Source organism: Paenibacillus sp. FSL R5-0341 (assembly GCF_037975235.1).
GTDB classification, from domain to species: Bacteria; Bacillota; Bacilli; order Paenibacillales; family Paenibacillaceae; genus Paenibacillus; species Paenibacillus amylolyticus_A.
Genome location: NZ_CP150241.1, coordinates 5,162,162 through 5,188,474 on the forward strand (window position 1 = coordinate 5,162,162; position 26,313 = coordinate 5,188,474).

General features: G+C 48.8%; 18 protein-coding genes. 4 read left to right on the forward strand and 14 right to left on the reverse strand.

What is annotated here, in order from left to right:
• Window positions 1-9 precede the first annotated feature (9 nt).
• Window positions 10-993, reverse strand: coding sequence for an MBL fold metallo-hydrolase (locus MKX75_RS23165; RefSeq protein WP_339166991.1), 984 nt, complete (start codon window positions 991-993; stop codon window positions 10-12).
• Between the two features lie 32 nt (window positions 994-1,025).
• The gene (locus MKX75_RS23170; protein WP_145151420.1) at window positions 1,026-1,769 is read right to left on the reverse strand and encodes a class I SAM-dependent methyltransferase; all 744 of its coding nucleotides are present in this window, start codon (window positions 1,767-1,769) and stop codon (window positions 1,026-1,028) included.
• Between the two features lie 240 nt (window positions 1,770-2,009).
• Between MKX75_RS23170 and MKX75_RS23175 the strand changes: the two genes are divergently transcribed.
• Window positions 2,010-2,885: a DUF72 domain-containing protein gene (locus tag MKX75_RS23175; RefSeq protein WP_339166992.1), complete on the forward strand. Its 876-nt coding sequence runs from the start codon at window positions 2,010-2,012 to the stop codon at window positions 2,883-2,885.
• A 186-nt stretch (window positions 2,886-3,071) separates the two neighbouring features.
• Here the strand turns inward: MKX75_RS23175 and MKX75_RS23180 are convergent, their stop codons facing one another.
• The 8 genes from MKX75_RS23180 to MKX75_RS23215 form a co-directional block, all read right to left on the reverse strand.
• Entirely contained in the window at window positions 3,072-5,249 is a 2,178-nt protein-coding gene (locus MKX75_RS23180; protein WP_339166993.1) for a glycoside hydrolase family 88 protein, read from the reverse strand.
• 57 nt (window positions 5,250-5,306) lie between these two features.
• Window positions 5,307-6,128: a polysaccharide deacetylase family protein gene (locus tag MKX75_RS23185; protein ID WP_339166995.1), complete on the reverse strand. Its 822-nt coding sequence runs from the start codon at window positions 6,126-6,128 to the stop codon at window positions 5,307-5,309.
• A 32-nt stretch (window positions 6,129-6,160) separates the two neighbouring features.
• Window positions 6,161-7,777 (reverse strand): glycoside hydrolase 43 family protein, encoded by a 1,617-nt coding sequence (locus MKX75_RS23190; protein WP_339166997.1) that lies wholly within the window; start codon window positions 7,775-7,777, stop codon window positions 6,161-6,163.
• Window positions 7,778-7,789: 12 nt separating this feature from the next.
• Window positions 7,790-11,104 (reverse strand): glycosyl hydrolase, encoded by a 3,315-nt coding sequence (locus tag MKX75_RS23195; RefSeq protein WP_076333730.1) that lies wholly within the window; start codon window positions 11,102-11,104, stop codon window positions 7,790-7,792.
• 237 nt (window positions 11,105-11,341) lie between these two features.
• A complete protein-coding gene (locus MKX75_RS23200) occupies window positions 11,342-12,847 on the reverse strand; it encodes an extracellular solute-binding protein (protein ID WP_339166998.1) in 1,506 nt (501 codons plus the stop codon).
• An 18-nt stretch (window positions 12,848-12,865) separates the two neighbouring features.
• A complete protein-coding gene (locus MKX75_RS23205; protein ID WP_017692544.1) occupies window positions 12,866-13,753 on the reverse strand; it encodes a carbohydrate ABC transporter permease in 888 nt (295 codons plus the stop codon).
• A 12-nt stretch (window positions 13,754-13,765) separates the two neighbouring features.
• A complete protein-coding gene (locus tag MKX75_RS23210; protein ID WP_062838045.1) occupies window positions 13,766-14,680 on the reverse strand; it encodes a sugar ABC transporter permease in 915 nt (304 codons plus the stop codon).
• 347 nt (window positions 14,681-15,027) lie between these two features.
• Entirely contained in the window at window positions 15,028-17,433 is a 2,406-nt protein-coding gene (locus MKX75_RS23215; RefSeq protein WP_339166999.1) for an AraC family transcriptional regulator, read from the reverse strand.
• 240 nt (window positions 17,434-17,673) lie between these two features.
• On the opposite strand from MKX75_RS23215, the gene MKX75_RS23220 reads away from it, so the two are divergent.
• The 3 genes from MKX75_RS23220 (at window position 17,674) to MKX75_RS23230 (ending at window position 22,391) form a co-directional block, all read left to right on the forward strand.
• The gene (locus MKX75_RS23220) at window positions 17,674-19,029 is read left to right on the forward strand and encodes a dipeptidase (protein WP_339167000.1); all 1,356 of its coding nucleotides are present in this window, start codon (window positions 17,674-17,676) and stop codon (window positions 19,027-19,029) included.
• A 985-nt stretch (window positions 19,030-20,014) separates the two neighbouring features.
• Window positions 20,015-20,650, forward strand: coding sequence for a TetR/AcrR family transcriptional regulator C-terminal domain-containing protein (locus MKX75_RS23225; protein ID WP_339167001.1), 636 nt, complete (start codon window positions 20,015-20,017; stop codon window positions 20,648-20,650).
• A gap of 154 nt (window positions 20,651-20,804) precedes the next feature.
• Window positions 20,805-22,391 carry an oleate hydratase gene (locus tag MKX75_RS23230; RefSeq protein ID WP_339167002.1) on the forward strand — a complete coding sequence of 529 codons (1,587 nt, stop codon included), beginning with the start codon at window positions 20,805-20,807 and terminating at the stop codon, window positions 22,389-22,391.
• 530 nt (window positions 22,392-22,921) lie between these two features.
• Here MKX75_RS23230 and MKX75_RS23235 read toward each other — a convergent pair.
• The 4 genes from MKX75_RS23235 to MKX75_RS23250 all read right to left on the reverse strand — a co-directional run bounded on the left by MKX75_RS23235 (window position 22,922) and on the right by MKX75_RS23250 (window position 26,270).
• On the reverse strand, window positions 22,922-23,293 hold the full coding sequence (locus MKX75_RS23235) for a hypothetical protein (RefSeq protein WP_076333741.1): 372 nt from the start codon (window positions 23,291-23,293) through the stop codon (window positions 22,922-22,924).
• A gap of 164 nt (window positions 23,294-23,457) precedes the next feature.
• Complete coding sequence (nagA, locus tag MKX75_RS23240) at window positions 23,458-24,678, reverse strand: N-acetylglucosamine-6-phosphate deacetylase (RefSeq protein WP_339167003.1); 1,221 nt, start codon at window positions 24,676-24,678, stop codon at window positions 23,458-23,460.
• Window positions 24,675-25,403 (reverse strand): glucosamine-6-phosphate deaminase, encoded by a 729-nt coding sequence (gene nagB, locus MKX75_RS23245; protein WP_026081489.1) that lies wholly within the window; start codon window positions 25,401-25,403, stop codon window positions 24,675-24,677. The genes nagA and nagB overlap by 4 nt, the downstream gene beginning before the upstream one ends.
• Window positions 25,404-25,406: 3 nt before the next feature.
• Window positions 25,407-26,270 (reverse strand): MurR/RpiR family transcriptional regulator, encoded by an 864-nt coding sequence (locus MKX75_RS23250; RefSeq protein WP_339167006.1) that lies wholly within the window; start codon window positions 26,268-26,270, stop codon window positions 25,407-25,409.
• Between the last annotated feature and the right edge of the window lie 43 nt (window positions 26,271-26,313).

The window sequence follows — 26,313 nt, forward strand, 5'->3', positions numbered from 1 at the left end:
ATCATTCCGTTAGAATCGAAAATAGAACGTGCCATCCGGTTGCTTCTCTTGCTTCACTACTTTGCGTCGAATTAACTCCTGCAAATGGGCCAATGTCTCACTCATGGCAAATCGCAGTTGATGGGTGCCAAGTCGATTGCCAAACATGTGCACACAGATGTCATAGGCATTCGCCGGTGACTCCTGAATTCGCTCCGTCATCTTCTGAAGGCGTTCCTCGTGATGAGCGAGCAGATGAACTGTCCGTTCATTGAACTGTGCAAAAGGATTCCGATGCCCCGGATACGCCTGCTTGACATTCAGAGCCCCGAGACGATGCAATCCTTCCATATAAGACAATAAAGGCTCAGGATCACTGCCCGGTTGCAGACTGATATTCGGTGAAATCTGGGGCAATACGGCATCTCCGCACAGAATCTCCATGGACTCCGGGGCATAAAAGGATAAATGACCGGGGGCATGTCCACCCGTCTCCACAGCAACCCAACGTTTCCCGCCCATATCGAGCCACTCACCGTCTTCAATAGGTGTCACCTTCGGAAGTGGTGTGATCTGTGAAGTAAATGCCTTCATATGTTCATGCATCTGCTCTGTCTTGTCTTCCGGCATTCCGTGGCTTCCATAATAATCAGGTAATAATATATTAATATGTGAATCAGGTCCCCACATATAATCGGCCTCTTGGCGGGATCTTGCGGACATTCGAACGGCTGCCCCCGTCATCTGTTGCATCCAACCTGACAACCCAAGATGATCCGGGTGATGATGAGTCAACACAATTTGATGGATATTGTCAAAGGACAGACCGAGATCTGCCAGCGCTTCATGCCACTCCAGTTCCGTTTCCGAATTACGCGGCCCCGGGTCTATAATCGTGATCGTTCCATCTGGTTGAGACAACACATAACTGTTGACCCATCGCAAGGGAAAAGACATGGTAATCTTGACCCGGTGTATGCCCTCTGTCATGGACATCTCTTCTGTTCGCTTCATCTGTCCCCATTCCCCTTCCAGACTATCTTTGTTCACTCCACAGGACGATGACCTACAAAAATCATGCGTGGAGAAGCCTGCTCGTCATATTTCTCTTCATCATAACCGCCATGGACCTGGTCTACCCGCAGTCCGGCTTCACTTAACATCTGACTCAGTTGATCCCGTGTGTACAACTTCACACGCTCCTGATATACCCGCGGTTCATCTCCGGATGTAGTATCCGTAATGCGAATTTCCTTTTGCACAAATCCATCCTCAATCTTGCGGAACTCCTCAATTCGCTGCCCTTCATCCTCTCGAACCGAGTGCGGCACCAGATGACGCGTCACATATGCCGTGTTCATAAAATCAATAATATAGCTGCCACCCGGGCGAAGCATGCGATGAATGGCACGTAATACTTTCAATTGTTCTCCGTCCTCCAGGAAATAACCAAACGATGTGAACAGATTGACTACGGCGTCGAAGCCACCTTTCAGCGGCAGTTCACGCATGTCCGCATGACACCAAGATACTCGGTGTTCGTCATCCATTAGGCGGGCTTCACGCAAAAGCACATCGGACAGATCGACTCCGGTCACTCGTAACCCTGCATCAGCAAGTGCCAATGAGTGCCGTCCCATACCACAGCATAGATCCAATACTTCAGAATCGGGCTTAAGCTTCAACCAATTGATCATTTTATGTACTTCCTGATAGGCACCCTGCACATCCCGGTGCTTGTATACGAGAAGATAATCTTCTCCAAAACTCTTTTCATACCATTCCGTCATCCATTCTCGCCCTCCACATGGTCATCGGCCCCACTGTCCGTCATACGCTGTCGTTCAGGCCTGATCATTTCCCCTAAGCTTTAATTTATTGTAACGTCTTTATCCTGCAAACTCAAAAAATTCCAGTAAGTCACCCGCATTGAAGAGCCAAAATGCACACGATATAATGTTAAACATACGCATACCCTGCGAATCGGTTAAGTATAAGAGGTTGTTCAAAAAGCAACAGGAGGTGTTCTTATGATTCACATCGGACTTACCGGATGGGGGGATCAGGAAGATCTCTATCCGAACCGTACCAAAGCCAAAGACAAGCTTAGTCTATACGGACAATACTTCTCCACCGTGGAGGTGGATAGTTCCTTCTACGCTGTTCAGCCGCGGGATCGAATGGCACGATGGGCTGCCGAGACGCCCGAATCCTTTGCTTTTATCATCAAAGCCTACCAGGGAATGACAGGACATCTGCGAGGCAAGCCCTACTTCACGAGCACGTCGGAGATGTATAAGGCTTTTCGGGAATCACTGGAGCCTGTGATTGAAGCTGGCAAAATGCAGGCGGCCTTGTTTCAATATCCGCCATGGTTTGAATGTAATAAAGACAACGTGAAAGAGCTTCGTGAAGTGAAACTTCGAATGGAGGGTATTCCGTGCGTCCTCGAATTCCGTCATCGCAGCTGGTATGAAGATGGCATGCGAGAGCGGACGCTTGCGTTCCTGAAAGAACAAGGCTGGATTCACAGCGTCTGTGACGAGCCTCAGGCGGGTCCAGGTTCCATTCCCATCGTGCCACAGGCCACAGATCCGGAGATGACGCTGGTACGCATGCACGGACGCAATGTGTCCGGGTGGCATCAGAATGGTGCGCCCAATTGGCGCGAGACCCGTTATTTATACCGTTACAACAAGGAAGAATTATTGGAGTGGAAAGAATATCTGGAGCAATTGCAGGAGCAGAGCAAGGATGTCTATGTTATTTTCAACAACAACTCCGGTGGCGATGCAGCGGCAAATGCCCAGATGATGATGGACCTGCTGGACCAGCCGGTGAAGCCTTTTCCTGACCGTACTGAACCAGAGCAGGAAGAAGGACCGGAGCAGCTGGAATTATTTTGATCTGTGTTCATGATGCAGTTATTCATATTATTGGGTGAAAGTAAGTGTGTTTTTGCTATCATGCTGATCAGATTCGGGATTGAAATCACACTAAAAGCGGCAAGCCTGAGGGCATTGCCGCTTTCTTTAGCTGGTTATCTACCTATAGAAGGCTATCCCCATACATCCGTTCCGTTGCGTCAAACATCAGCGCTGCGCGGCTGTAACCGAAGAATCGAAAGACACCTCGCTTAGCTGCTGGTTCATTTTATGCGCCTCAATGCCAGCCAAGAGCACAATGCCGATTCCATGGGTATCGTTCAGATTCCACCCCAGATCATCGCGATAATACAAGGCGGTAAACGAGTACCCGGAGCCCCGGCATACCCCATATATATTGCCTTTGTAATCAATCGACAAGCGCGTCATGCCTTCCCATCCTTTGCGTACGGCCTCCAGATAAGGCTCCGGCTGTTCCAGCCAACCTTCACGAATGCCACGTGCATAGGCGTAGATGAACATGGATGTGCAGGAAGTCTCTTCATACGAATCCGGGCGGTTCAAGACCTGATGCCACAGTCCATTTTCCCCTTGCAGCGCCAAATAACCTTGACTTAAATCACGATAGAAACTTAGCAATTCCGGCCGTTTCACATGATCACTCGGTAGGATGGATAACAGTTCGGTTAATGAGAATAGCACCCAGCCGTTTCCCCGTCCCCACGGAATACCTGTCGCCCGACCACGCACAAAATCATACACATGGGACATGATCTGTTGTTCAGGAAGATAGAGGTACTTACGGAACATCAGGAACTGATTGACCGCATCATCCCAATACGCCCCATCACCTGTCAACTGACCATACCGCATCAGAAAAGGTGTACTCATGTATAAGTCATCACACCACATCGTCTCCTGACGCATCTCTCCACTGCCACGAACCCGGTAAAAGGCACCATCTTCCAGACGTTCCTGCTCATCCGTAATGTAGCCCGCAATCCGATCCGCGGTATCTCTTCCCCCACGAATATCGCCCAACTCCATCGCAGCAAGCAGCGTAGACCCAAACGAACCGCAATCATCCAGACTGTCGATGGCAGACAGTTGATTATTAATCCCTGCCGCACCGTACCCTTCCCGATCCCATAGACCATAGCGATCAAATGAAGTGCTCAGTTCAATATGTTGCCGCACGTACTGCATGTAATCATCCCGACCCAATTCCTGTCCCGTTTGGAGAAGTCCAAGCAAGGTAACACCGAGCGGATAATTCCACTTTCCGTAATGTGTATTCTCCAGATAGGGACGAACATGTGTATTCGGAAGATCTACCCGCCAATATACACCTTGGGCGCCATCATCGAACACAGTATCCGTGCTCACAATGTCCGTGTGGGATGGTTCAGCACCGGGAGCAAACACACCTGAGTACAGCCAAGGGTCAGAACATCCAGCAACCGGATGAGGAGGTTTCAGTCTCCAGCCTGTGGAATCCAAATGCTCGGCATCTTCCAACGTGAATCCCCAGGAGTCACCAACTGCCTGGATTACACCTTTCGCGACCAGATCAGATGAACCGTAGCGGCGCGGGAGTTCAACGCGGAAGTTACCGCTACTTTCAGCAGAGTATACTTCCGTGCCATCCACATACAGGGTCAATGCTCCATCATGACGACCTTTTAAAATAACTGGTGATGTTCCTAGCAAGGTTACATCCAATCTGGACCATGCGTAGGCCACAGCTGGTTGTTCCGTGCCGAAGATGCGGGCAAAAGAACCCACGCTCTGCTCCTCATCTGTCCACGCCTTGCGCGGATACCAGGTAAGACCTGTTTCTTCTTCCGTCATGCCGTCACGAGGAAGAGATAGTACAGGTTCATCTACGGGGTCCGAATATAACCAGCCCTCCTGTCCCTGACGATCTGCCCCAGGAGTGAGGAAGTGCAGCGGGAAATTTTTGAACGAGGCTGTTCCGTAGATACCGCCGAATCCCACTTCTGTTTTGACAAAACATAGCAACACATCATTCCAGCCATAGTTCACGGAAATCGGAATCTGGGTTCTTCGCTCGGGAAATAATTCCTGCAACAACTCAGACTTGAATACCTCTTCACCATTCACATAGATCGTCACCGGACTATAACAGTTCAGGCCTGTATTTAACGTTGCATTCTGCTCGCTCCATAATTTGCCCCATACATATACGTACTGCCCCGCATGAGCCTCTACGCATTTCTCATTCAAATTCAGGTCGTAGCGATAATCCCCTAGCCTGCGAAAACCTCCCTGATGATAGGCTCTGAACAAAAAGGAATGTTTCGGATGATCGCCGATATAACGCTGAGCCACCGTTGTCAATATATCCGGAATTGAATCGTACACCTTGCCTGCAATCGCCTCGTTCTCATGAAAATAACGAATGATCGTCAGCTCCCTTCCTTATACCTTGATTCGTTCGCTTAGCCGCAATGTCTCTCCGCCTTGCACTTCAACAATCTGCTGATCTGCCGCGAACCAAACCGGGATGGCAGACGGATTATGGATGATGGATCGATCAGCTGAACACTCCAGTCGTTGCACCGCTTTCCAGTAGGCAATCACTTCGATGTTCGTCGCGTACCAGATGTCGTTCCTGCCGCCAATCTGCTCACCGAACTGTTCGATGATCTCCCAGTTGCCGTTGTCATTGAACTCATAGCTGTGACCCCAGACATAGAGTAATAGTGGCGTACCTGTTTTGGAATGTTGGATAAAACGCTCGGCATGTGCCGCCAGATCATGGTTATGATGGCAGGTCGGATGCCATTCAAGGGGACGGTCTGGCAACGTGTATCTGCCATGTGATTCAACGGTACGAGCATAATCGATACCAAGCCACTCCAGCTTTGTACTTAGCGCACGGTCATACCCTCCATTGGGATAAGCCATGCCTCGTACCGGATAACCGACAAGCTGCTCCAATGCTTTTCGGTCCTCCATAATCTCTTCGGTCAGGAGTTCATTCGGAACATAAGGCAGCGTAGGGTGAGTAACCGTATGAACGGCCACTTCATGCCCCGCATACAGTTCAGCGACTTCCCCCACCTCAATGCGACCTGGATTACCCAGGGTACCGGAGTTCAGATTAAATGTTCCCCGCAGGCCATACCGATTACAGATTTCCACCAGTCTGCGATCATGTACCACTCCATCGTCATAACTGAGCGTCAGCGCTTTCATCACACCACCTGGATAACGGTCAAACTGAATACGATGTCCCATCTTGCTCCTCCTCCTGCTTCTTCCCTTGCTCCCTAATCCCGAATTTCCTTCACGTTAAAATAACGAAAAACACCCTGACCTCCACGATTCGCGAACCGTGTGTTTACAGCAAAGATCCCCATTTTTGCACCAACCCAGAGGGCTGTTGTGGCGTTAAACGGTGTACCGATCGGCTGAAACTCCGCTCCGTCCTCACTCCAACTGAACTGGCACAAGCCCGGTTCTGTCAGGGTAAGCCGAAGATGAACGGTCCAGCCGGTTACCTGCGAACCATCGCCCTCCCAGTCCAGTCCCGTTTCCTCCCATTCATCTGCATGCAGATGGCTGTCTGCACGTTTGGCTCCACGAATCAACGATAACCGAATGGTGCCGTCTTCTGTCTGTAACAGACACAGGCTTGCATACGAATCACCAAACATGATGAGACCTGACTGATCCCCTTCCTGTCCAGGGAGGAACGTGAGCTTGGTCGTCGCCACAAATTCAGATGCGGGCAGCTTCTGCAAGAGAAGATGAGGTGTACCAAACAAAGACTGAATGCCCTCCGGGTATGGATGAGCAGGTAATACCAGTCCTCTTTCCGTACCTACATCAGCCCACTCGGGACGGGAGTTCGCCTGCCATTGCCATTGCAACCCCAGATGATCAGCCTGAAAATTATCGGATACATCAGGTACATTAATAGGATAGACTGCTCCTACATCCGGTTTGACGTGTACATCCACAGGTTCACCCGTTCCATGACCTTCACGGTCTATTCCAATAATAGGCCAGCCGTCTTCCGTCCACGTCATCGGCTGAAGATGAACAATTCGCCCATAGGCATCCCGATCCTGAAAATGAATAAACCAGGACTGCCCCGATACCAGCTCCACGTATCCTCCCTGATGAGGTCCATTGACCGACGAAGCTCCCTGATGTATAACAATTCGATCCTCATAGGGCCCAAATACCTGTTGGGAACGCAAAACCGTCTGCCACCCCGGCTTCACGCCTCCAGCCGGAGCAAAAATATAATAATACCCCTCGCGCTTGTAGAACTTAGGCCCTTCAATGGTCGGATGATGTTCGGTCCCATCAAAGACGATCAACCCTTCGTCCAGAAGTTTCCTTCCATCCGCAGCCATCCGGCACACCTGAATTTTGCTCTTGATCCCACTGCGACTATGGGCAAAAGCATGAACCAGATAGGCTTGCCCATCCTCATCCCATAAAGGACAAGGGTCAATCCAGCCCTTCACTTCATGAACGAGATGCAGCGGCGACCACTCGCCCTCAGGGTGATCGGCCGTGGTCATAAAGATGCCCTCATCCGGTGTGCTGAAGAAGATCCAGTACTTTCCGTCGTGATACCGAATGCTGGGTGCCCATACGCCTTTGCCATGAAGAGGTACATCATATCCTGGCAGATCCAGCCGATCTATGGCATATCGGACAAGCCGCCAGTTCACCAGGTCCTTCGAATGTAAAATCGGTAGCCCCGGGGTATGCGAGAAACTCGATGCCGTCATATAGAAGTCATCTCCTACACGAATCACATCCGGATCCGAATAATCCGCATGCAGAATCGGATTGCGGTATGTACCGTCTCCCTGATCCGCGACCCAGACCGGGTCCAATCTTTGTTGTTCTGATTGTGTTGTACTCATACGTTCACTCCTTCATCTCAATTCTTCCGCAGGTACATGACCTGCATCCTGTAATCGATGATGTTCCGAATCAAAATACGTACCTTCCAGCAGGCCAATCAACGTGTTGGTAATGCGAACTTCAATGTCGTTATCCCCTGGACGAAGCCAGGAGGCTTCTCCCTTCCAGCGATACGGAGACCAGCATCGCACACCAAGACTATGTCCGTTCACCCGCACTTCCGTCACATCCTGCACCCGCCAATCGCTAAATTCCAGTTCAAATGTGGCAACATCTTTCCCCGGCTCATCTAGCCAGAACGTGCGTTTATAACTTATTTCCCCGGCAAAATGGGGATACAGCGGCTGCGGTTCAGGTCCGATGCGAAGGGCCGTGTCCGGTTCCCGCACGAGCGAAGCCAGGCCTTCATGATGGAACTCCACGCCGAATCTACCTTGTAGATACAAGGGATCAACGATGCCATCCTCATCTTTCGTTACCTGCACAATCACCGTCATTTCGTTGAGACCGCTGTGCAGTAGCTCCGTGATATCACAAGCGATGTTATTGTGGTCGGTTATTTCGATTGGATCGAATTGTTCTTTTCCAAGTGGATGCCCATTAATCTCCATGGACCAGCTGCCCGAGATCGCCGCTCTGTCCATGAATAACAGGCATGCAGGCAAAGCTGTTCTCAGCTCAAATGTGCTCGTATATCTGCACTCGATCGGGTAAGCAATAGATGCTTTTTTCGGTGTGCCAAATACCTGATTAAACTGGACTGGCAGAGGATACTGCTCCGATAATTCTGCCGCCTGATCTATAAACGGTTTCACAGCTACATGCTGGCTTTCCAGAATTATTCCGTTAGCATTGGAGGCCTGAAGATGGAATTGTCCCATTCGCAAAATGTTAGACTGCACCGTTTCTAGTCGCCATGGCCCTTCCGAAGGAACTCTGATGAACGTCGAACCCGTTTTGTCTGCTACATCCAACTTCGTTGTTAATGCCTCTGCCTTCGCAGCTTGTAAAGTAAGGCGTACAGCATGCGCTTCGTATGGCGCCAGCGTTAGTGAAATACACCATTCCCCGCCACTGCTCGTATACGGCAAGGCTTGAAGCTGCCCTGTCTCCAGATCGAGTCGTTCTGCCACGAGACAAGCACCCTCTGCCAGCTCCGTTCCATCCCACAGCTGTTTGGCGACCAGCTTCAATTGCCCCTTCAGGTCCTGACCCTCTTGATTGGTCAAGAAAACCATATGCTCTCCAGCCGACAATTCACGAGTGTGCATTAGCAGAGATGCACTTTCCTCCTCCATGATCCAGCAGATGGGTTCGGGCAATACCTGATCGAGCAGGAGTGAGATCAGCTCCAGCGAAAAGTCATCTCCTTGCCCTGTTCCTGCGGGTAGAAAATAGGCATTCCCCTCACCCTGATGCCACATGGTTTCACGGTTATCGTGATCTGTTGTCATGCTACGGCCCCAGTACACCTCTTGCGGCTGCTCGCCCGCACCAAAGAACTGGGTAGCTTCATCTCCCTCCGGACTTCCCGACTGAATCGCAATATGCGGAGGCATCCCAACAGAGATGACCGTTCCTCCCTGCCGAACAAATCGCTTCACCTGTTCCCAGGCCGCGGCCTCCAGATTCAGCATCGGTGGGAGAATCAACACCTCATAACGGGCTATACCGATCTGAATAATGCCATCCGTTAAGTCAGCTTCCGCCAACAATTCGGGATCAAGGTGGTCATAGTCACGTCTGTTTTCGAGCAGTTGGGTAGTAATCCTCATCCAGTCCTTCGTCAGGCGTTCCAGTTGCACGCGTTCTAATTCGTCCTGGCCGCTATACTCGAATCCATGCAGCGGATTACCCATCAGACTCCAGAATGTCGTCGTTGGATCAAGCACAGCAATTCGAATGTCTGCTGCTCCCGTGCTCATGAGATAGCTCAACCGTCCGGTGTAATCCCCCAACTGCCGGAAATGCTTCCAGTAGGGATTCTGCAAAAATTGAGACGGCGGTGCATCATGCTTCGCAAGCCCACCAATCGTATAGAAAAAGGCGTGAAAGTTATAGAAATTGGTGCCCATAGCGGCCATGCGATCAATCATCCACTTGGCATCCTGTAGCGTCATGGACCAGCCTACACTGTGAAAACATTCAATCAGATTGCGGCCTCGGCCCAATTGACGGGCAAGCGAGCTGACCATCTTGGGGTTGTCACGCATTTTTTGGCCGTATCGTTCCAGTATCCACGATAAGGACCGTCCGATTTTCTCATGTGCCGAATCACCACCTGGCATATGGCTGAACAACTGGGTGGTCATCCGTACGCCAGGCACCTCAGCCGCATACTGAATCCCTGCTTCCTCACACCAGTCATGCACCTGTTTGTGATAGGACTCCCTGAGAAGCAGATGCAGTGACTGATAGTAGTCATACCGAATCCGATGCGCGTCTGGAACATCACCGTATAGCAGGGCCGGTAGCGAATCGATCAGACTATAACCACAACGCTCACTGAAATAACGGGGAAGTTGTGGGGACCAGGGAAGACGGCCCAGCGGTGCAATCTCATCCGAGAACATACCTTTGATCACGCTTTCAAATTGATCTCCAACCGCTGACTTATAACGCTCATGTGTCAGTTCAATAAATCGGCTCATCGCTTCCTTGTGGCAAGGGTCAACAAAGTTGCCGTAATATTTGAAATCGTCGATCTCTTTTTCCTGAAATATAATCAACTCCCAATCACCCGCGGGAACATCCCAGAGCAAGCGGAACGCTGTTCGGTAGGTGAAGAACCGCTTGCGGTTATACGATGTAAGCCCGGTCTCCTGATAGACCTGATCGGTCTGGATATTGCCGATTTTGCTGCGCAGATCGATGGAATCTTGCCACAGACGCTTGCCTTCGGAGTCCTTGGGAATCGCTTTGGCAACCAAGACTCGTCCCCATGGCAACTCCAGATCCACAGCTTCTCCGCCCTGAACCACCAACTGATGATGCACGAGCTGACGCTGCTTCGCTTCAGGAAAATCAAGGGTCACTTCCCCGCCAGCCATTCCACTCGGATAGGGATACTCGTCATATAACCATACCTGCATACCATGATCGGCAGCTGCCTGCACTGCAATCCGCACCTTATCAAACCACGCTTCCGACAGATAGGGAATCTGTAGTCCCTGACGTGGACAGATGAAGAATCCACCTACACCTTGCGCCGCCATCTCAGCCACTTGCCGCTTAATCTGTTCTTCTTCCATATCCCCATTCCAGAACCAAAAGGGATGAACCCGATACTGCGCCTCAGGATTGTCAAATGCATCCCCGTTCCACATGTTGCCTTCCTCCCTGCCTGTTCAAGAGTGGTCATCCAGCTTTACCAATAACGTTCATTTCAGTTCAAATAGGTTTGTTTTGTTTTGATTATACATCAAAAACCATATTCAGGAAGTCACATTTTCCAGAAAGTTGGATGAAGTTTGGTTCGCGCATCTAGTCATTACAGCGATAAGAAAAAGCCCGGCTGTTTCCGCTACACTGAAAGCACGGCTGCCGGGCTCTGGCTTATACGACTACTTCAATGCAGCGTACAGTTCATTAACTTCTTTGACATAATCGTCTCCGCCATTGTTCTTCCACAGAGCAACAGCATCTTCGAACCCTTTCTCATCAATCTGGCCTACGATATATTTAATCCGTGCATCGTTAATGATATTGTCCAGCTGTGGTCCTTTCTGGGCGTAAACATCAGAGATCAGCGGTTCACCAGGATTGGCGATGACAATCTCTTCGTTGGCTTTCTGCACCTGTGCAACCTTTTCACGGACAGGTGTCTGTTGGACGCGAAGCGTCCTGTCTTCTGGCACAAACATCAAAATCTGATTTAAACCCTGCAGGTCGCGGAGCGCAAGCTTGTCAGTGCTCGGTATGATGTAGTCTTCTTTTTTCTCATACTGCTTGCCTTCAAGTCCGTTGTACAACAATGCCTGCAATTCCGGTTCATTCAACTGATCCAGGAAACTCAGCACCTTCTTCAGGTCCTCTTCCGTTTTGACACTGCTTTTGGAAATGGCAATCAGGCCGGAGTAGCCAGACGTTGGCATATCACGCAGTCCCTTTGGACCTTCCATCGCTTGCAGCACATCCACACGTCCTGTCGCATTAGGGTCTTTATCCAGTATTTTCTGATCCATGCGCTGCGCATTATCTGCCACATCCACCATGATACCCGCTTGCCCATTTACAAATGGATCAGGCAGTTTCGTCGCATCCATCACGGCAAAGTCCTTATTCACCAGACCCTCGCTATAGATTTGACGGAAAAATTTCAGTGCTTCCATGTATTCTGGTGTCTCATGCGCCGGGATCAGGCCTCCGCTGCCATCATCTCCCCATTTGTTCGGTGCACCAAACCATACCTGCATGTTATCCCACGGGCCTGTGAATTTGCTGGCAACCAGACCGTACGTATCATCCTTGCCGTTACCGTCCGGATCATCCTTCGTGAACGCTTTCAATACATTGTAAAATTCATCAATCGTCTTCGGCTCTGCCAACCCCAACTTCTCCAGCCAATCTTTGCGGATTGTGACCCCATTACGTCCCAGGGCGCGCGCCCGGTAGATGCCATAGGTTTTGCCATCGATTGACGCATTGTTGGTGATGATTTCATTCATTTGACTCAGATTCGGATAGTCTTTCAGATAAGGACCCAACTCCCAGAATGCTCCGGTTCGGGCAGCATTGATAAAACTTGGAGACTTCCCTAACACCACCATAATCTGAGGCAGTTTTCCCGAGGCCAGTGTGATGTTGAATTTGTCTTCGTACGAGCTGCTCGGCACCCACTGCAAGTTCACATCCACCTTGGTCAGTTCTTCAAGCTTCTGGATGACTGGACTGTTCTCCGGCGGATTCTCCGCTTCGAAGTTCGGAAGCATAATGGTAATTTCGTCGGTGCCACCCGTAGCGGATCCTGAACCTGCTTTTTCCGTGGAGCATGCGCCCAGAATCGTACTCAGTACCAGTGACGCAGAGAGTAACAATGCACCTTTTTTGAATCCCGTTTTTTGTCCCATACGTTCTCCCCCTTGGCTTTAGCCTTTGATTGAACCTAACATGACACCTTTGGCAAAATGCTTCTGCAAAAACGGATACACCAGCAAAATCGGAATGGTACCTACAACGATTACCGCCATTTTGATCGACTGCTCTGGTGGCTGAACAAAATTGGGGTCCATGTTCGCCATATCTCCGACACTGGCCTGCGAGAGCAATACGATTTGTCTCAACATGACTTGTAGCGGCCATTTGTCACTATCGGAAATGTACAGCAGTGCCGAGAAAAAGTTATTCCAATGTCCCACGGCGTAGAATAACGCGAACGTGGCAATCACCGGCTTCGATAAAGGCAGAACGATTCGCCACAGCACGCCGAGATCCGAACAGCCGTCGATGCGGGCCGCTTCCTCCAGCCCGGGCGGCATTTGCTGAAAAAAGTTTTTGACAACAATTAAGTTAAAAGCGCTGATCGCGCCAGGAAGCATAAGTGCCCAGTAGGAATCAAGCAGTCCCAGTCCACGAATGACGAGATACGTTGGAATCATACCACCGCCGAATAACATCGAGAAGATCACCATGTTCATCATGACGTTACGGCCCCAGAAGTCACTTCTGGATAGTGGATAGGCCATCGTTAATGTGAAGAACAGATTGACCAGTGTACCTGCCACCGTGATGAAAATGGAAACGCCAATGCTGCGAAAGATCGTGGACGAAGAAAAGATATACTCATACGCGCTGAAGGAAAACACCTTCGGAATGAGGAAGAAACTGCGTTCGGTAATCTCGGCTTCCGTTGCGAAAGAATTCCCTATAATATACAGGAAAGGAAGGACGGTTAATATGCCCAGAATCCCCAGCATGACGTAATTGAAGATATCAAATACCTTGCCGGCAGGGCTGTTGTATAGACGGCTGTTCATGGGCGCTCCTCCTTAATAAATTCCGGGGTGACCGAATTTTTTCGCAAGTTTATTACTGCCAAGCACCAGAATGATCCCCACTACAGACTTGAATAGTCCAACAGCGGTACTGTAACTGAATGCACCTTGCGTAATCCCCACCGTGTACACATACGTATCAAATACGTCAGCGACATCCCGGTTGAGAGAGTTGGTCATCAGATAGATCTGCTCAAATCCGGTATCGAGGAAGTTCCCCAGTCTGAGAATGAGCAAAATGACAATCGTCGTACGAATCGCGGGAAGCGTGATATGCCACATCCGCCGTAACCGTCCTGCGCCATCCACAATGGAGGCTTCATATTGTTCCGTATCTACACCTGCGAGGGCTGCAAGGAAAATGATTGTTCCCCATCCCATCTCCTTCCACATCATCTGAACAATAATGAGCGGACGGAACGAACCCGGACTGGAGAGTACATCAATAGGCTTGCCTGTAATCCAAGCGATCAGGTCGTATAACACCCCGCCTTGCGGGGTCAGGAACACATACGTGATACTGGCGATAATCACCATGGATACAAAATGGGGGACATAGACCAGTGTTTGAATCGTTCTTTTGAAGAAAGCGACCCGAATTTCATTTAATAACAAGGCGATAATGATCGGTGCCGGGAAAAAGAAGATGAGATCATACAGGGCCAGGACCAGCGTATTGCGTAATAGTCGAAAGAAGTCCGGGTTGGAGAAGAAGTTCGTAAAGTTCTCTAGCCCAACCCAGCTGCTCTCCCGGATGCCCAGGAAAGGCTGGTAGTCCTGAAAGGCAATGACGATCCCCCACATGGGCAAGTATTTAAAGATGACAAAGTACAAAAAGCCGGGAAGCACAAGCACATATAACCATTTGTTTCGTTTGATCTGCCTTTTCCAATTTGACTCTCGTCTCATGGGCCTTGTGGCCCTATCCGCTTGGGTGGTTGCAGTGCCGTTGGTATTCCAGTCCGTCTTCCCGTTCATCATGTCTCCCCTTCCTTAGCAATGTAAGCGTTATCAATTAACCTGATACTCAGACTATACAGACGCCTGGTTTCCGGCAACCTTCATTTTTTGCATTGCTCCGGCACATTGGCCGAAAAGCCCGCTATAACGCCATTCTCACAAGAAATTGAACATAACGTAGTAGGTAGAATTGCACATTTTTGCGGGTTTATCTTTCTTTGTATCAGGGTAGAAAAAGAAACAACCGGCATCCGCTAAAGCCGGATGCCGGTCAGAAATGACAGACGTATGAACGGTTATTGTGCAAACCATTGATCGCGATATTGACTCGGGGTAACTCCCTCCTGTTTCTTGAAGATCCGATTAAAATAACTGTGCTGATATCCCACAGCCGTCGCAACATCATTAATTTTCATCGTTGTCTCCCGTAACAATTGCTTCGCCGCATCCATTCTCACACGTGTCAAATAATCAATAAAATTGATGCCCGATACCTGTTTGAATACCTTGCTCAGTGCATAGGGTGTCATCTGCTCCTCGTCAGCACAGTTTTCCAGCGAAATGTCGTTGCGGTAATGCGTATCGATATACAACATCGTTCGTTCCACCACCAGCTTCAGCGGTTCCTGCGATCGTACCTCAACCTCTTGTATATAAGGTAAGAACACCTCATTCATCATCCATTGCTTCATCTGTACAGGTTCACGAATTCCGGATAATCGCTCATACATATTGCTACCACCAAACAGCTTATAAGGTGTGACCCCTGTTTGCAGCATCATGTGCTGAATACTGCCGAGCAATTGCAGCATCATCTGCTGAACTTGTAATTCGGTACTTCCTGCCCGCGTAATCTCACTCATGAATTGCTCCAGCACACGTTCCGCTTCGGCTTGTTTGCCCAGTCTGACCGCCTGTAGCAACTCACGTTCCAACCCGAGCGGATAGGAAGCTGCTTCATTACTGCGGAAACACGCCTCATCCTCCAGATCGAGAATCTGACTTCCTTCCTCCACACTTCGATAAGCCACGGCCTGTTCCATTTCGACGAATCGTCCGGGCAGTTCCTGAAGTGAAGCTGCTGGGCGGCTGATCATCAAAGTCACCTTCAGTTTGAGTGTTCTTCCGATGACCTCCACAAGCTCCTGCCCCCATAACAAGGCTTGTGACTTCACAGGTTCATCCTGAGGAGCAATCACAAGCATGGCTGAAGACAGGTCGTGAAAGTTCATAACACTGATCTGCCTGAAAACATTTTTGGCGACTTCCTGAGTGATATTCACTGCTGCAAAAGTAACCAGTCCCGTGTCCTGGCTTCCGAATCTGCCTTGCAGCTGCTCATATCCTGTAAAATACATCTGCACCAGCAAAAACTGCTGGCCCTCCAGTTCAAAGCCGAGATGACGCATCCGCTTCCGAAGATCCTGCTCGTTATAGGCGTATAGATGCCCCTGCACAAGTTGTAAAACAAAGCTGTCACGCAGATGAGGAAGCTGCTCCTGTAACTGGCGATGTGCCGTGACACTGCGGGAGGTCAGTTCGTTCCACTGTTGCTCCAGCAGCTCAAACTCGTCCAGCTTGGCATCGGTTGGTGTTGTTTCGTTTCGGCCAGGTGTAAGGAGATGCAGCATCCGGGCTACAGGCGAATAGATACGGCGTGAAGCAAACCAGGATAACACTAATCCCAGGATGAGACTGCCTATACTGGCAATGACGATGATTTTGGATACCAGCTTGACTGGCGAAGTAACTGATGTCAAAGGCGCAGCGGAAACATAGGTCCAGTCCGAATCAATTCGACTCAATGAGCCGTACGAGACGGAATAGGTCTGATCCTCATATCGGAACAGGAATGAGCGGGTGTCCGCATGCAGGGCCACTTCATCTTTTAGCTGCTGCTCAAAAGCAGAAGTCTCTCCCGCGGTTCCCGGATTACCGGTAACCAGTGTGTTTCCTTCCTGATCCATAAGGAACGTTAAGCCTTCATCGTATGGAGTAAGCGTTTTCAACAAACTGGCGACTTTCTCGTTATCCAACGTAATAATCAGTGCCCCAAATGGATTAATACTCTCCCCCGGAATCTTATGTACAAGAACCAGTGCATTGCCTGCATCCGTATGCAGTAGACTGTCGTTGGTCGAAGGTGCTGTATCTCTGTTGATGCTGGAAACCCAGTCTGTCCAGTACACGTGGTTGCCCATGGAGAGGTATCGATCATATGCCTGTATCTTGGCTTCATCTTTCAATTCGGTATAATCCCGATTAAACAAGATCGGCTTCGGCTCCTGCAAATACAGCTGTGCTGACTTGATCAGCGGGTGGGAACCTTGCAATACATATAATGTAGTGACAATCTCCTGCGTTTCATTGAAATAATATACAAAATCCAGCGTCCGCAAAGCATTGCCAAACCTCGGCTCAAATGCCCAATGGGATAAGTTCATCTCCAGATAAGCCAGCTGATCATCCACATTACGTGCCCGGTTCTCGATCTGGTTCTGATGCATCCGATTGAATTCGGTCTCCATCCGTCCAACCACCTGTTGATACATGACGATACCTGTGATTAGCCCGGGAATGCTGGCAATGAGTAAAATCAACATGAGGCTGTTTCGATAAAATCGTCCTTTATGTCTTCCTGCCTTCAAATCGGATAACCGCTTGAATCTGCCAAATATTCGATCGCTCCTAGTCGGTTCCATCGTTGCTCACCTGCCTGCTTGCATCGGGTCTGACTGTCATGGAAACTTCCTCAACTCCCCTTGTTGAATGAATGAAAAATACATATGAGAATATATGGATGAAATCCTTTTCTTGTATTATACGCACAATCTACAGGTGAATGAAACGATCTGTAACCGATCATTTTTTTAACCAATGTTTTATTAACATGACAAAATGGATTACAATGAGATAAAGCAAACATGAAGGAGGCCTTTTTAATGAAAGAACAGACTTATTTTGAACAAAATAGAGAAAAACACCTGGCAGAACTGAATGAATGGTTGTCCATTCCGAGTATTTCCGCCATTTCCGAGCATAAAGAGGATGTTAATCGTGCAGCACAATGGGCAGCAGATGCACTCACACGTGCAGGTATGGAAAACGTAGAGGTCATTCAAACAGCGGGACATCCGATTGTCTATGCAGATCACCTGCATGCACCGGGCAAACCGACAGCTCTGATCTATGGACACTATGATGTTCAACCTGTTGATCCGCTTAATCTGTGGGAGACACCTCCTTTCGAACCTACTGTTCGTGATGGCAAGCTGTTTGCCCGTGGTGCAACAGATGATAAAGGACAGATTTTCCTACATATCAAGGCAGTAGAAGCCATTCTCGCCGAAAACAAAGAACTTCCGGTTAACATCAAGTTCTGCATCGAAGGCGAAGAGGAAATCTCCAGCCCGAACTTGCCCATCTATCTGAATGACAATACGGACAAGCTGCGTGCAGACATGGTATTGATCTCGGATACATCTCTGCTTGAAAAAGGTAAACCGGCGATCTCCACTGGCCTGCGCGGCCTTTGCTCGCTTCACGTAGATCTGAACACAGCCAATACCGACTTGCACTCCGGTTCATTCGGTGGCGGTGTACCTAACGCACTGCATGCACTCGTGTCCCTGCTCGCTTCGCTGCATGATGAGCAAGGTCGTGTGAGTGTAGACGGTTTCTACGACGGCGTTCTGCCACTGTCTCCTGAGATGAGAGAAGAATTTGTGAAACAAGGCTTCAATGAAGAACAGCTTCGTCAGGACCTCGGACTGGAGCAATTGTACGGCGAAGAAGGTTACTCGTTCGTGGAACGTGTAGGCGCTCGTCCAACATTGGAACTGAACGGCGTATGGGGTGGTTTCCAGGGCGAAGGTAGCAAAACGGTTATTCCGAAGGAAGCTCACGCCAAAATTACATGCCGCCTTGTTGCGGATCAAGATCCACAGCATGTCTTGGATCGTATCGAAGCACATCTGCATGCTCACGTTCAACCGGGTGCAACGCTGCATGTGAAACAGATCGAGAAAGCTTTTGCTTTCAATACCGATCCTTCCAATCCCATTCTGCAAAAAGCGGCAGATGCGTATGAGCACGTGTATGGCGTTCGTGCCCTCTTTACCAAAGATGGTGGCTCCATTCCGATTGTTGAGAAGCTCTCACGTGTACTCGAAATCCCTGCTGTCATGATGGGATTCGGCTTGCCGGATGAGAATCTGCATGCTCCGAACGAGCACTTCAACCTGGAGAACTTTGATAAAGGGTTGTTGACGATTGTGCAGTTCTTGAAGAGTTTGTAATCATCGTGTTTAAAACCAGTTCATGCTGAGAGCGTGCTGAGTGGACGTTCCGGGGCCGAATCGTTCTTTCGATCGCTGTTATCCCCGGATTTCCTTGATTCCCTTTTTCAAAGGTGAAATCCGGTGATAAAGGCGAACGCTCCGCTTCTTCAGAATCGATTTCGTCCCCTTCACTACGTTGCAGCTTCTCGCAGACTGATTTTAGGATTGACCTAACTATTGAATGGTTAGTGTAATTAGGAGAACAAAAGGACGGCCTTCGGGTCGTTTTTTTGTTATTTATTTTATTTCTTTGGTTCTTTGTTTCTTTGGTGAAATTGTGGTTTTTTCGTGGCTGCTTTTTATGAATGGAGACGATGGAGACTTACTTTTAAATAGGTTAGCGTATTAGAGATAACATCATGATGACTTATAGGCCGTTTCTTTAAATTTATTTTGTATCGATCATTACGTACAGCTTGCTTTATCATGGCTGCTTCGAAGGAATGGGTCTAACTTGGATGGGTTAGTGTGATAGATTACCTTAACGATGAGCTACTGAACACTTTTTCGTTTTTTTCGTTTTTTTCGTTTTTTCTCGATAACTTCGTTATCGTTCTTCCTATGACTGATTTTATAGACGGGGTCTCGGTTTTAATGGTTTAGTGTCATAGAGATAATATACGCGACCTTATCAGCCGTTTTTTTAGATTAAGTACGTCTCCTTCATAAGTTTCAGGCTTTTACCATGGTTGCTCTATTGTGACTGGTTTTAGACGACGGCTAACTTTTAAGGGTTTTGACAGTGATAACACAAGCGGTGGCCTTTATAGATTTGTTTGAAGCGATTGATATTTAATATTTATGATGCACCCTTATGGAGTATGATGTGGATCGGGTAACGAAGATGTTGCTAACTACAGGGGGATTTATGGATGGGAGGATCTTTTGGGATTCCTTCGTTTTGACTTGCTTGTGCTTAAAACTTCGCTGCGGGGCTTTTGCCATGAGTGTTCACCTGCTGTTGCGCCCCAGCAAGCTAATCCAAAATGATGAGGTGACTGTTGTGTCTGCTTCTCACCTGACCAAAAATGCGCTGGCTCACTCGCTTAAATCACTTATGGAGCATACTCCACTGAACAAGATTACGGTTAAACATTTGGTGGATCATTGTGGCGTGAACCGGCAAACCTTTTATTATCATTTTCAGGATATTTACGCGCTGCTTGGGTGGATCTATCAGACTGAAGCGGTGGAAAGTCTTACGGAGTACCGAAGCTACAGCACATGGACGGACGGATTTTATAAAATCTTTTGCTACATCGAGAACAACAAAACGTTCTGTTGCAACACACTCGACTCGCTCGGGCGTACCCATCTGGATGTATACCTCTATGAAGTAACCCATGATTTGATTATGGGTGTTATTGATGAGCTGGCCTGTGGGATTAAGGTCCGCGGTGAAGACAAAGAGTTTGTCGCCAACTTCTATACCTTGGCCTTTACTGGGCTGATCATTCAGTGGATGAGGGGCGACATGCAAGAACCGCCAAAACAAATTATTAAGAAGCTGAGTGAGCTAATCGAAGGTAATGTCCTGAGGGCACTGCACAGGTATGAGAATAAGCTGCCATCCACTTAAGGATGCGCGGCTTTTTTACATGTGGCCTAACCCTAGGTTTTAGACACTTTTCCAAAAGTGACCAAAAATTGGACACTCCCGTTCTTTTGATCATACCTTACGGAACCTGCAAGGTTTACATTAAGAATGTGATTACAGTACCTTTTGGAGGCGAATGATCGTGAAGAAAGAACATGGTAATAAACAGGTCTATTTTGTAGGCGGCGGCATTGCATCTTTGGCGGGTGCGGCTTATCTGGTCAGAGATTGTGGCTTTCCTGGAGAACATATTCATATTATCGAAGAAATGCCGATTCTCGGCGGCAGCAATGACGGAGCTGGTAATCCCGATCAAGGATATATTATCCGTGGCGGGCGGATGCTCAATGACGAGGCCTATGAGAATCTGTGGGAGTTGCTGGCTTCCATCCCTTCTATCGACCGTCCGGGCATATCTGTCCGACAGGAAATCACCGAATTTGACGATGCCAATCCCACACATTCCAATGCGCGGCTCATCAACCGTGACGGCCAGGTCGAAGATGTGCTCTCCATGGGTTTTGATATGGCGGACCGGTTGGCGATGGGCAAGCTGATTATTACGCCTGAAGACACGCTGGGTAAATTGCGAATCAACGACTGGTTTGGCCCTCATTTTTTCCAAACGAACTTCTGGTATATGTGGGCGACCACTTTCGCTTTCCAACCTTGGCATAGCGCCGTGGAATTCAAAAGATATATGCTCCGCTTTTTTCACGAATTCCCAAGAATTCAGACGTTGGAAGGTGTTACCCGCACACCGTTCAACCAGTATGACTCGATCATCCTGCCACTGCATAACTACCTAGAACCGTTTGGCGTAGATTTCACGCTGAAATGCACGGTTACGGATCTGGACTTCAAAGACGGCGACGGCATTACGGTGAGTGGGATGCATGTTCGACGCAACGGTGCCGAGGAGATTATCGACATCAACGAAGGCGATCTGGTCATTGTCACAAACGGTTCGATGACCGAAGGGGCCGATATTGGCTCGATGACCTCCGCACCGAAACTGAACGGTAAGGGCAGCTCATGGAAACTGTGGGAGAACATTGCTGCCAAAAAACCGATGCTAGGCAACCCTTCTTCTTTTAATGATCATGTGCATGAGTCCAAATGGGAATCGTTTACGGTCACCTTCCAGGATTCGGTCTTCTTCGATCTGATGGAGAAATTCACACGCAACCGGGCAGGCACCGGGGCTCTGGTTACTTTCAAGGATTCCAGCTGGTTCATGTCTGTTGTTCTGGCCTTTCAACCGCACTTCCGCGGTCAGCCGGAGCATGTAAAAGTATTCTGGGGATACGGATTATACCCGGATAACGTGGGCGACTACGTGAAGAAAAGAATGTGCGACTGTACCGGGGAAGAGATTATGCAGGAGTTGATTGGCCATCTTCATTTCCAGGAACATCAAGAGGCTATCATGGCTACCGCCAACTGCATTCCTTGCATGATGCCTTACATTACAGCGCAATTCATGCCTAGATTGAACAGCGACAGACCAAAGGTTGTGCCTGAAGGCTCCACCAACCTGGCCTTCATCAGCCAATTCTGCGAGATTCCCGATGACGTGGTATTCACGGAAGAATATTCGGTCCGGGCAGCACGGATCGCTGTCTATACCCTGCTTGGAGAGAACCGTCCAATTGAGCCGATCAACAAGTATCAGTATGATATTCGGACGCTGTTCAGTAGTTTTGTGACTTCATTTAGATAATTGCTTTATGTAGAGAATGTGTGTTGTTGAATGAATAGTCGTTGTAGTATAAAGCAAATAAAGAGAGTTCTGTCAGCGATGACAAGACTCTCTCTTTCGTTAAGTATTAATTTGCACACATAACCTTCATCGAGATTGCCAACGATCGTCTAAAGAACCTCACAAGCCTTATTGCTCGAAATTTTGCAAGTTTGAAAATCTAACGAATCGTAGACGCCTTATTTGTGCTGTAAGCATGTTTGGGCAGCAGAATATCGCTAAATTGCATTAAATAGCGTGTCTGAGATTCGTTACATTTTCTATGACTGCAAAATCATTGAAATAAGGCTTCACAGGTTCGTTAGCGCTATGCGGCCTACGGAGAAGACTACTTATGAGAATGGAATCGTAGTGATATGTTATTCTCAATATCCTAGTCCATTCTTTCTTGAAACTTCACTTATAACTCTTCCTAGTTACTCATGTATACTCTGGTGGTTGTTCTTATTGTTCTTGGTGTTACTTTTCATTTTTGCGTTGTTACTCATCGCTTATGTGCGGAAAGTCGTAAATTTCAGCATGTGCACTAGCTTGGATAAATGTGCGATCTCCTGCTGAACTCCAGAGGTGTCCGTACCTGCCATTGCCTGATTCGCCCGCAGCGTTCTACGTGTGTTCAGCATACCTTCAATCAATTTCATGACCGTGTTGCGTCCACGATGATCCACAATCATATACTTTTTGCGTGCATCCAGCTCTACCCATACGATGTTGCTGAATGATGTGAACAGATGCTTGCGGTACTGCTCCATATCGGTCTCATTGTAATGCTCGCCATAAAAGGCATAATATCCGTGTATGTGCAACTTCTCCGCCAACACTGTGATGAACGGATCATGTTCGAGCATAGCGTTACGTTCCATGTTTCACGCCTCCGTTATGCGTGATCCGCAGATCCCGTCTTTTTGAGATCTATTTTAACATATTGCGCAAGGTGTTGCCTCTCCACAGATAGAAGCCAAGTTTTAACTCCGAAAACCGATGCATCACAAATGAGAGTTATTAGCACGATACTAATTTTCTAAATCTAATATGACTCACCGATCCGTCTGCCCTTTACCCACACACCCTCAATATCCAGCTCCGCATTCAGCAAAACGATATCTGCCTGTTTTCCTTGGGATAAGGAACCTGTCCGGTGATCAATGCCCAGCAGGCGTGCCGGGGTCAGACTTGCTGCACGTGATGCAGCGTTCAGGCTCAGGCCCACTTCCTGTACCAGGTAACGGAAACCACGAATCATCGTCAGTGTGCTTCCCGCCAATGCGTCGCCGTCCTTCAGTCTGGCCTCGCCATGCTTCACGATTACGGGCAGGTCACCAATCTTGTATTCCCCATCATCCAATCCCGCAGCAGACATGGCATCTGTGATCAAAACGAGTTGATCATTATGTTGCTTCAGCTGAGCCAGAATCGAGATCGCCGCAGGATGCACGTGAATGCCGTCGGCAATCACCTCGGCGCTGATGCGTGAATCACTCAGCACGGCTCCCGCAGCCCCAGGTAGACGGTGATGCAATGGTGTCATGGCATTAAATGTATGTACCGCATGATGCAGTCCGGCTTCTACTGCTCGCTCCACCTCTTCATAGGTCGCATCTGTGTGGCCGAGTGCTGCTGTAATCCGTTGTTCACGCAGCCATGAGATGACTTCCAGCGCGCCTTCACGTTCCGGTGCCAATGTAACTTGCCGGATCAGGCCAGGATATTGCTTCTCCCATGCTTCGAGCCAAGATACATCAGGCAGAATGATGTGTTCTGGATTTTGCGCGCCAGGCCATTTCGGACTAAAAAACGGACCTTCCAGGTGCACACCCTCAAGCTGTGCATATGGCATTTCACTCGAACGATAGCGGTCAACTTCAGCAAGTACGCTGTCCAGGCGCTCTTTTGGAGCGGTCATGGAAGTCGCAAGCATCGCTGTTGTACCCTGCGTACTATGGAAAGAAGTGATCTTGTCCAACACCTCAGGGCTTGCATCCATAAAGTCTTCTCCGTTCCCACCATGCACATGGATATCAATGAATCCAGGCACAATGAGACCACGTTCCGGTACTGACAGCAGCAAAGCCTCGCTCCGAATCCGTTCAGGAAGACCTTCCGGTATCCCGGCATAGAGGATTTTCCCATCCCTCCAGGCTATTACACCGTCTTCCAATATTTCATCTGCAAGGAGCAGCTTGCCCCGAAGAAGCGAAATATTTTCATTACGCTGGCTCCCACTAACACGGCTATTCTCCTCGGTCATCTCACCAGCCTCCCAGCTGCACGGTCCAGCAATACCACCACATTCGGATGACATTGCAAAAGCGATGCTGGACAGGCCGTTGTGATTGGCCCCATGAAGGCTTCCCGGATAATCTCGGCTTTTTCCTCTCCACGGGCAATGAGCAGAATCTGTTTGGCTTTTAAAATGGTACCGACACCCATCGTAATCGCCTGAGCCGGAACCTCATCGATGCTGTCGAAGAAACGTGCATTTGCCTTACGCGTCTCGTCTTTCAGATCCACGACATGCGTTCGTCCTGTAAGTTCAGTTCCCGGTTCATTGAAGCCAATATGACCATTATGTCCGATGCCGAGCAGTTGAAGATCTACCGGTCCACGATCGTCCAGCCGCTGTTCATAGGAGTTACATTCCTGTTCCAAATCGGCAGCCTGACCATCAGGCACATGAGTTCTGGCAAGATCCATATCAATATGATGGAATAATTGTTCATTCATAAAACTGCGGTAGCTTTCACGATGCTCTGTTGGCAGTCCGACGTACTCATCCAGATTAAAAGAAGAAGCCTGTGAGAAGCTAACCAGCCCCTTCTGGTACAACGTAATAAGCTGTTTATATATGCCCACAGGAGAACTTCCTGTCGCGAGCCCCAATACAGCCCGTGGTTTGGTCTGCAACAAGCTGGCAATGAGGCCAGCACCTGTGGCGTTCAAATCTTCTTCATTTTCAAAAATGCGGATATTCATCTGTCAGGCACCTCCGTTGTGTTGGACTCGATAAGATTGCACATTATGATAGGATTGTTCCAGTCTAGGGATAAAACGGTCGAAGTCGGCACTGACCATGCCTGTGAACAAAATATCGACCACATGCAGCAGTGCAATACGTGAAGCCATATCTCCACGCCGCATGCCTTCTTCCAAAGAAGAGGCGAACAGTGGGATATCCGATACCGTTGCGAGTGTGTTACTTCCGTAGGAGGTCAATGAAATCGTAGAAGCTCCGGCCTCTTTGGCACAATGCAGGGCATCGATGGTCTCTGGTGTTTCGCCTGAATAGGATACGGCCATCGCTACATCTCCCTCAGCGAGCGAAGATGCGGACGTAATCTGCATGTGTGAGTCTGAAAACGCCGTACAGCTTTTGCCGATCCGCACCAGTTTTTGATAGAAATCCTGCGTCACAATCGACGAGGTTGCCACACCGTACAGATCGATGCGGCGAGCCTGGCACAATAATTGAACGGCATGCTCCAATCTGCCCAAGTCCAGTAAACGAGTGGTATCTGCAATAGATGCAAGGTGGTTGGCTTCGATAGCTTCAACAATTTTGGAGAGCGGGTTGCCAGCGACGATATCCTGATATGCCGTATCATCCGAAGCGTGTGATAACTCTGCGGCGAGCTTCATTTTGAAATCGGGAAAACCTTTGAAATGAAACGACTTGCAAAAGCGGGTCACCGTCGCCGCACTCGTTCCACTCTGCTCTGCCAGATGACTAATCGTCCAGCCGGGAATGTCCGATGGAGATTGCATAATGACTTCGGCAATACGTCGCTCCTGAGACGGAAGGTTATTCAGTTCTTGCTGCAACGCACGTAATATGGCTGCCATGAGGACCTCACTTTATGAAAATTATTTTTATATATTTTTAGTA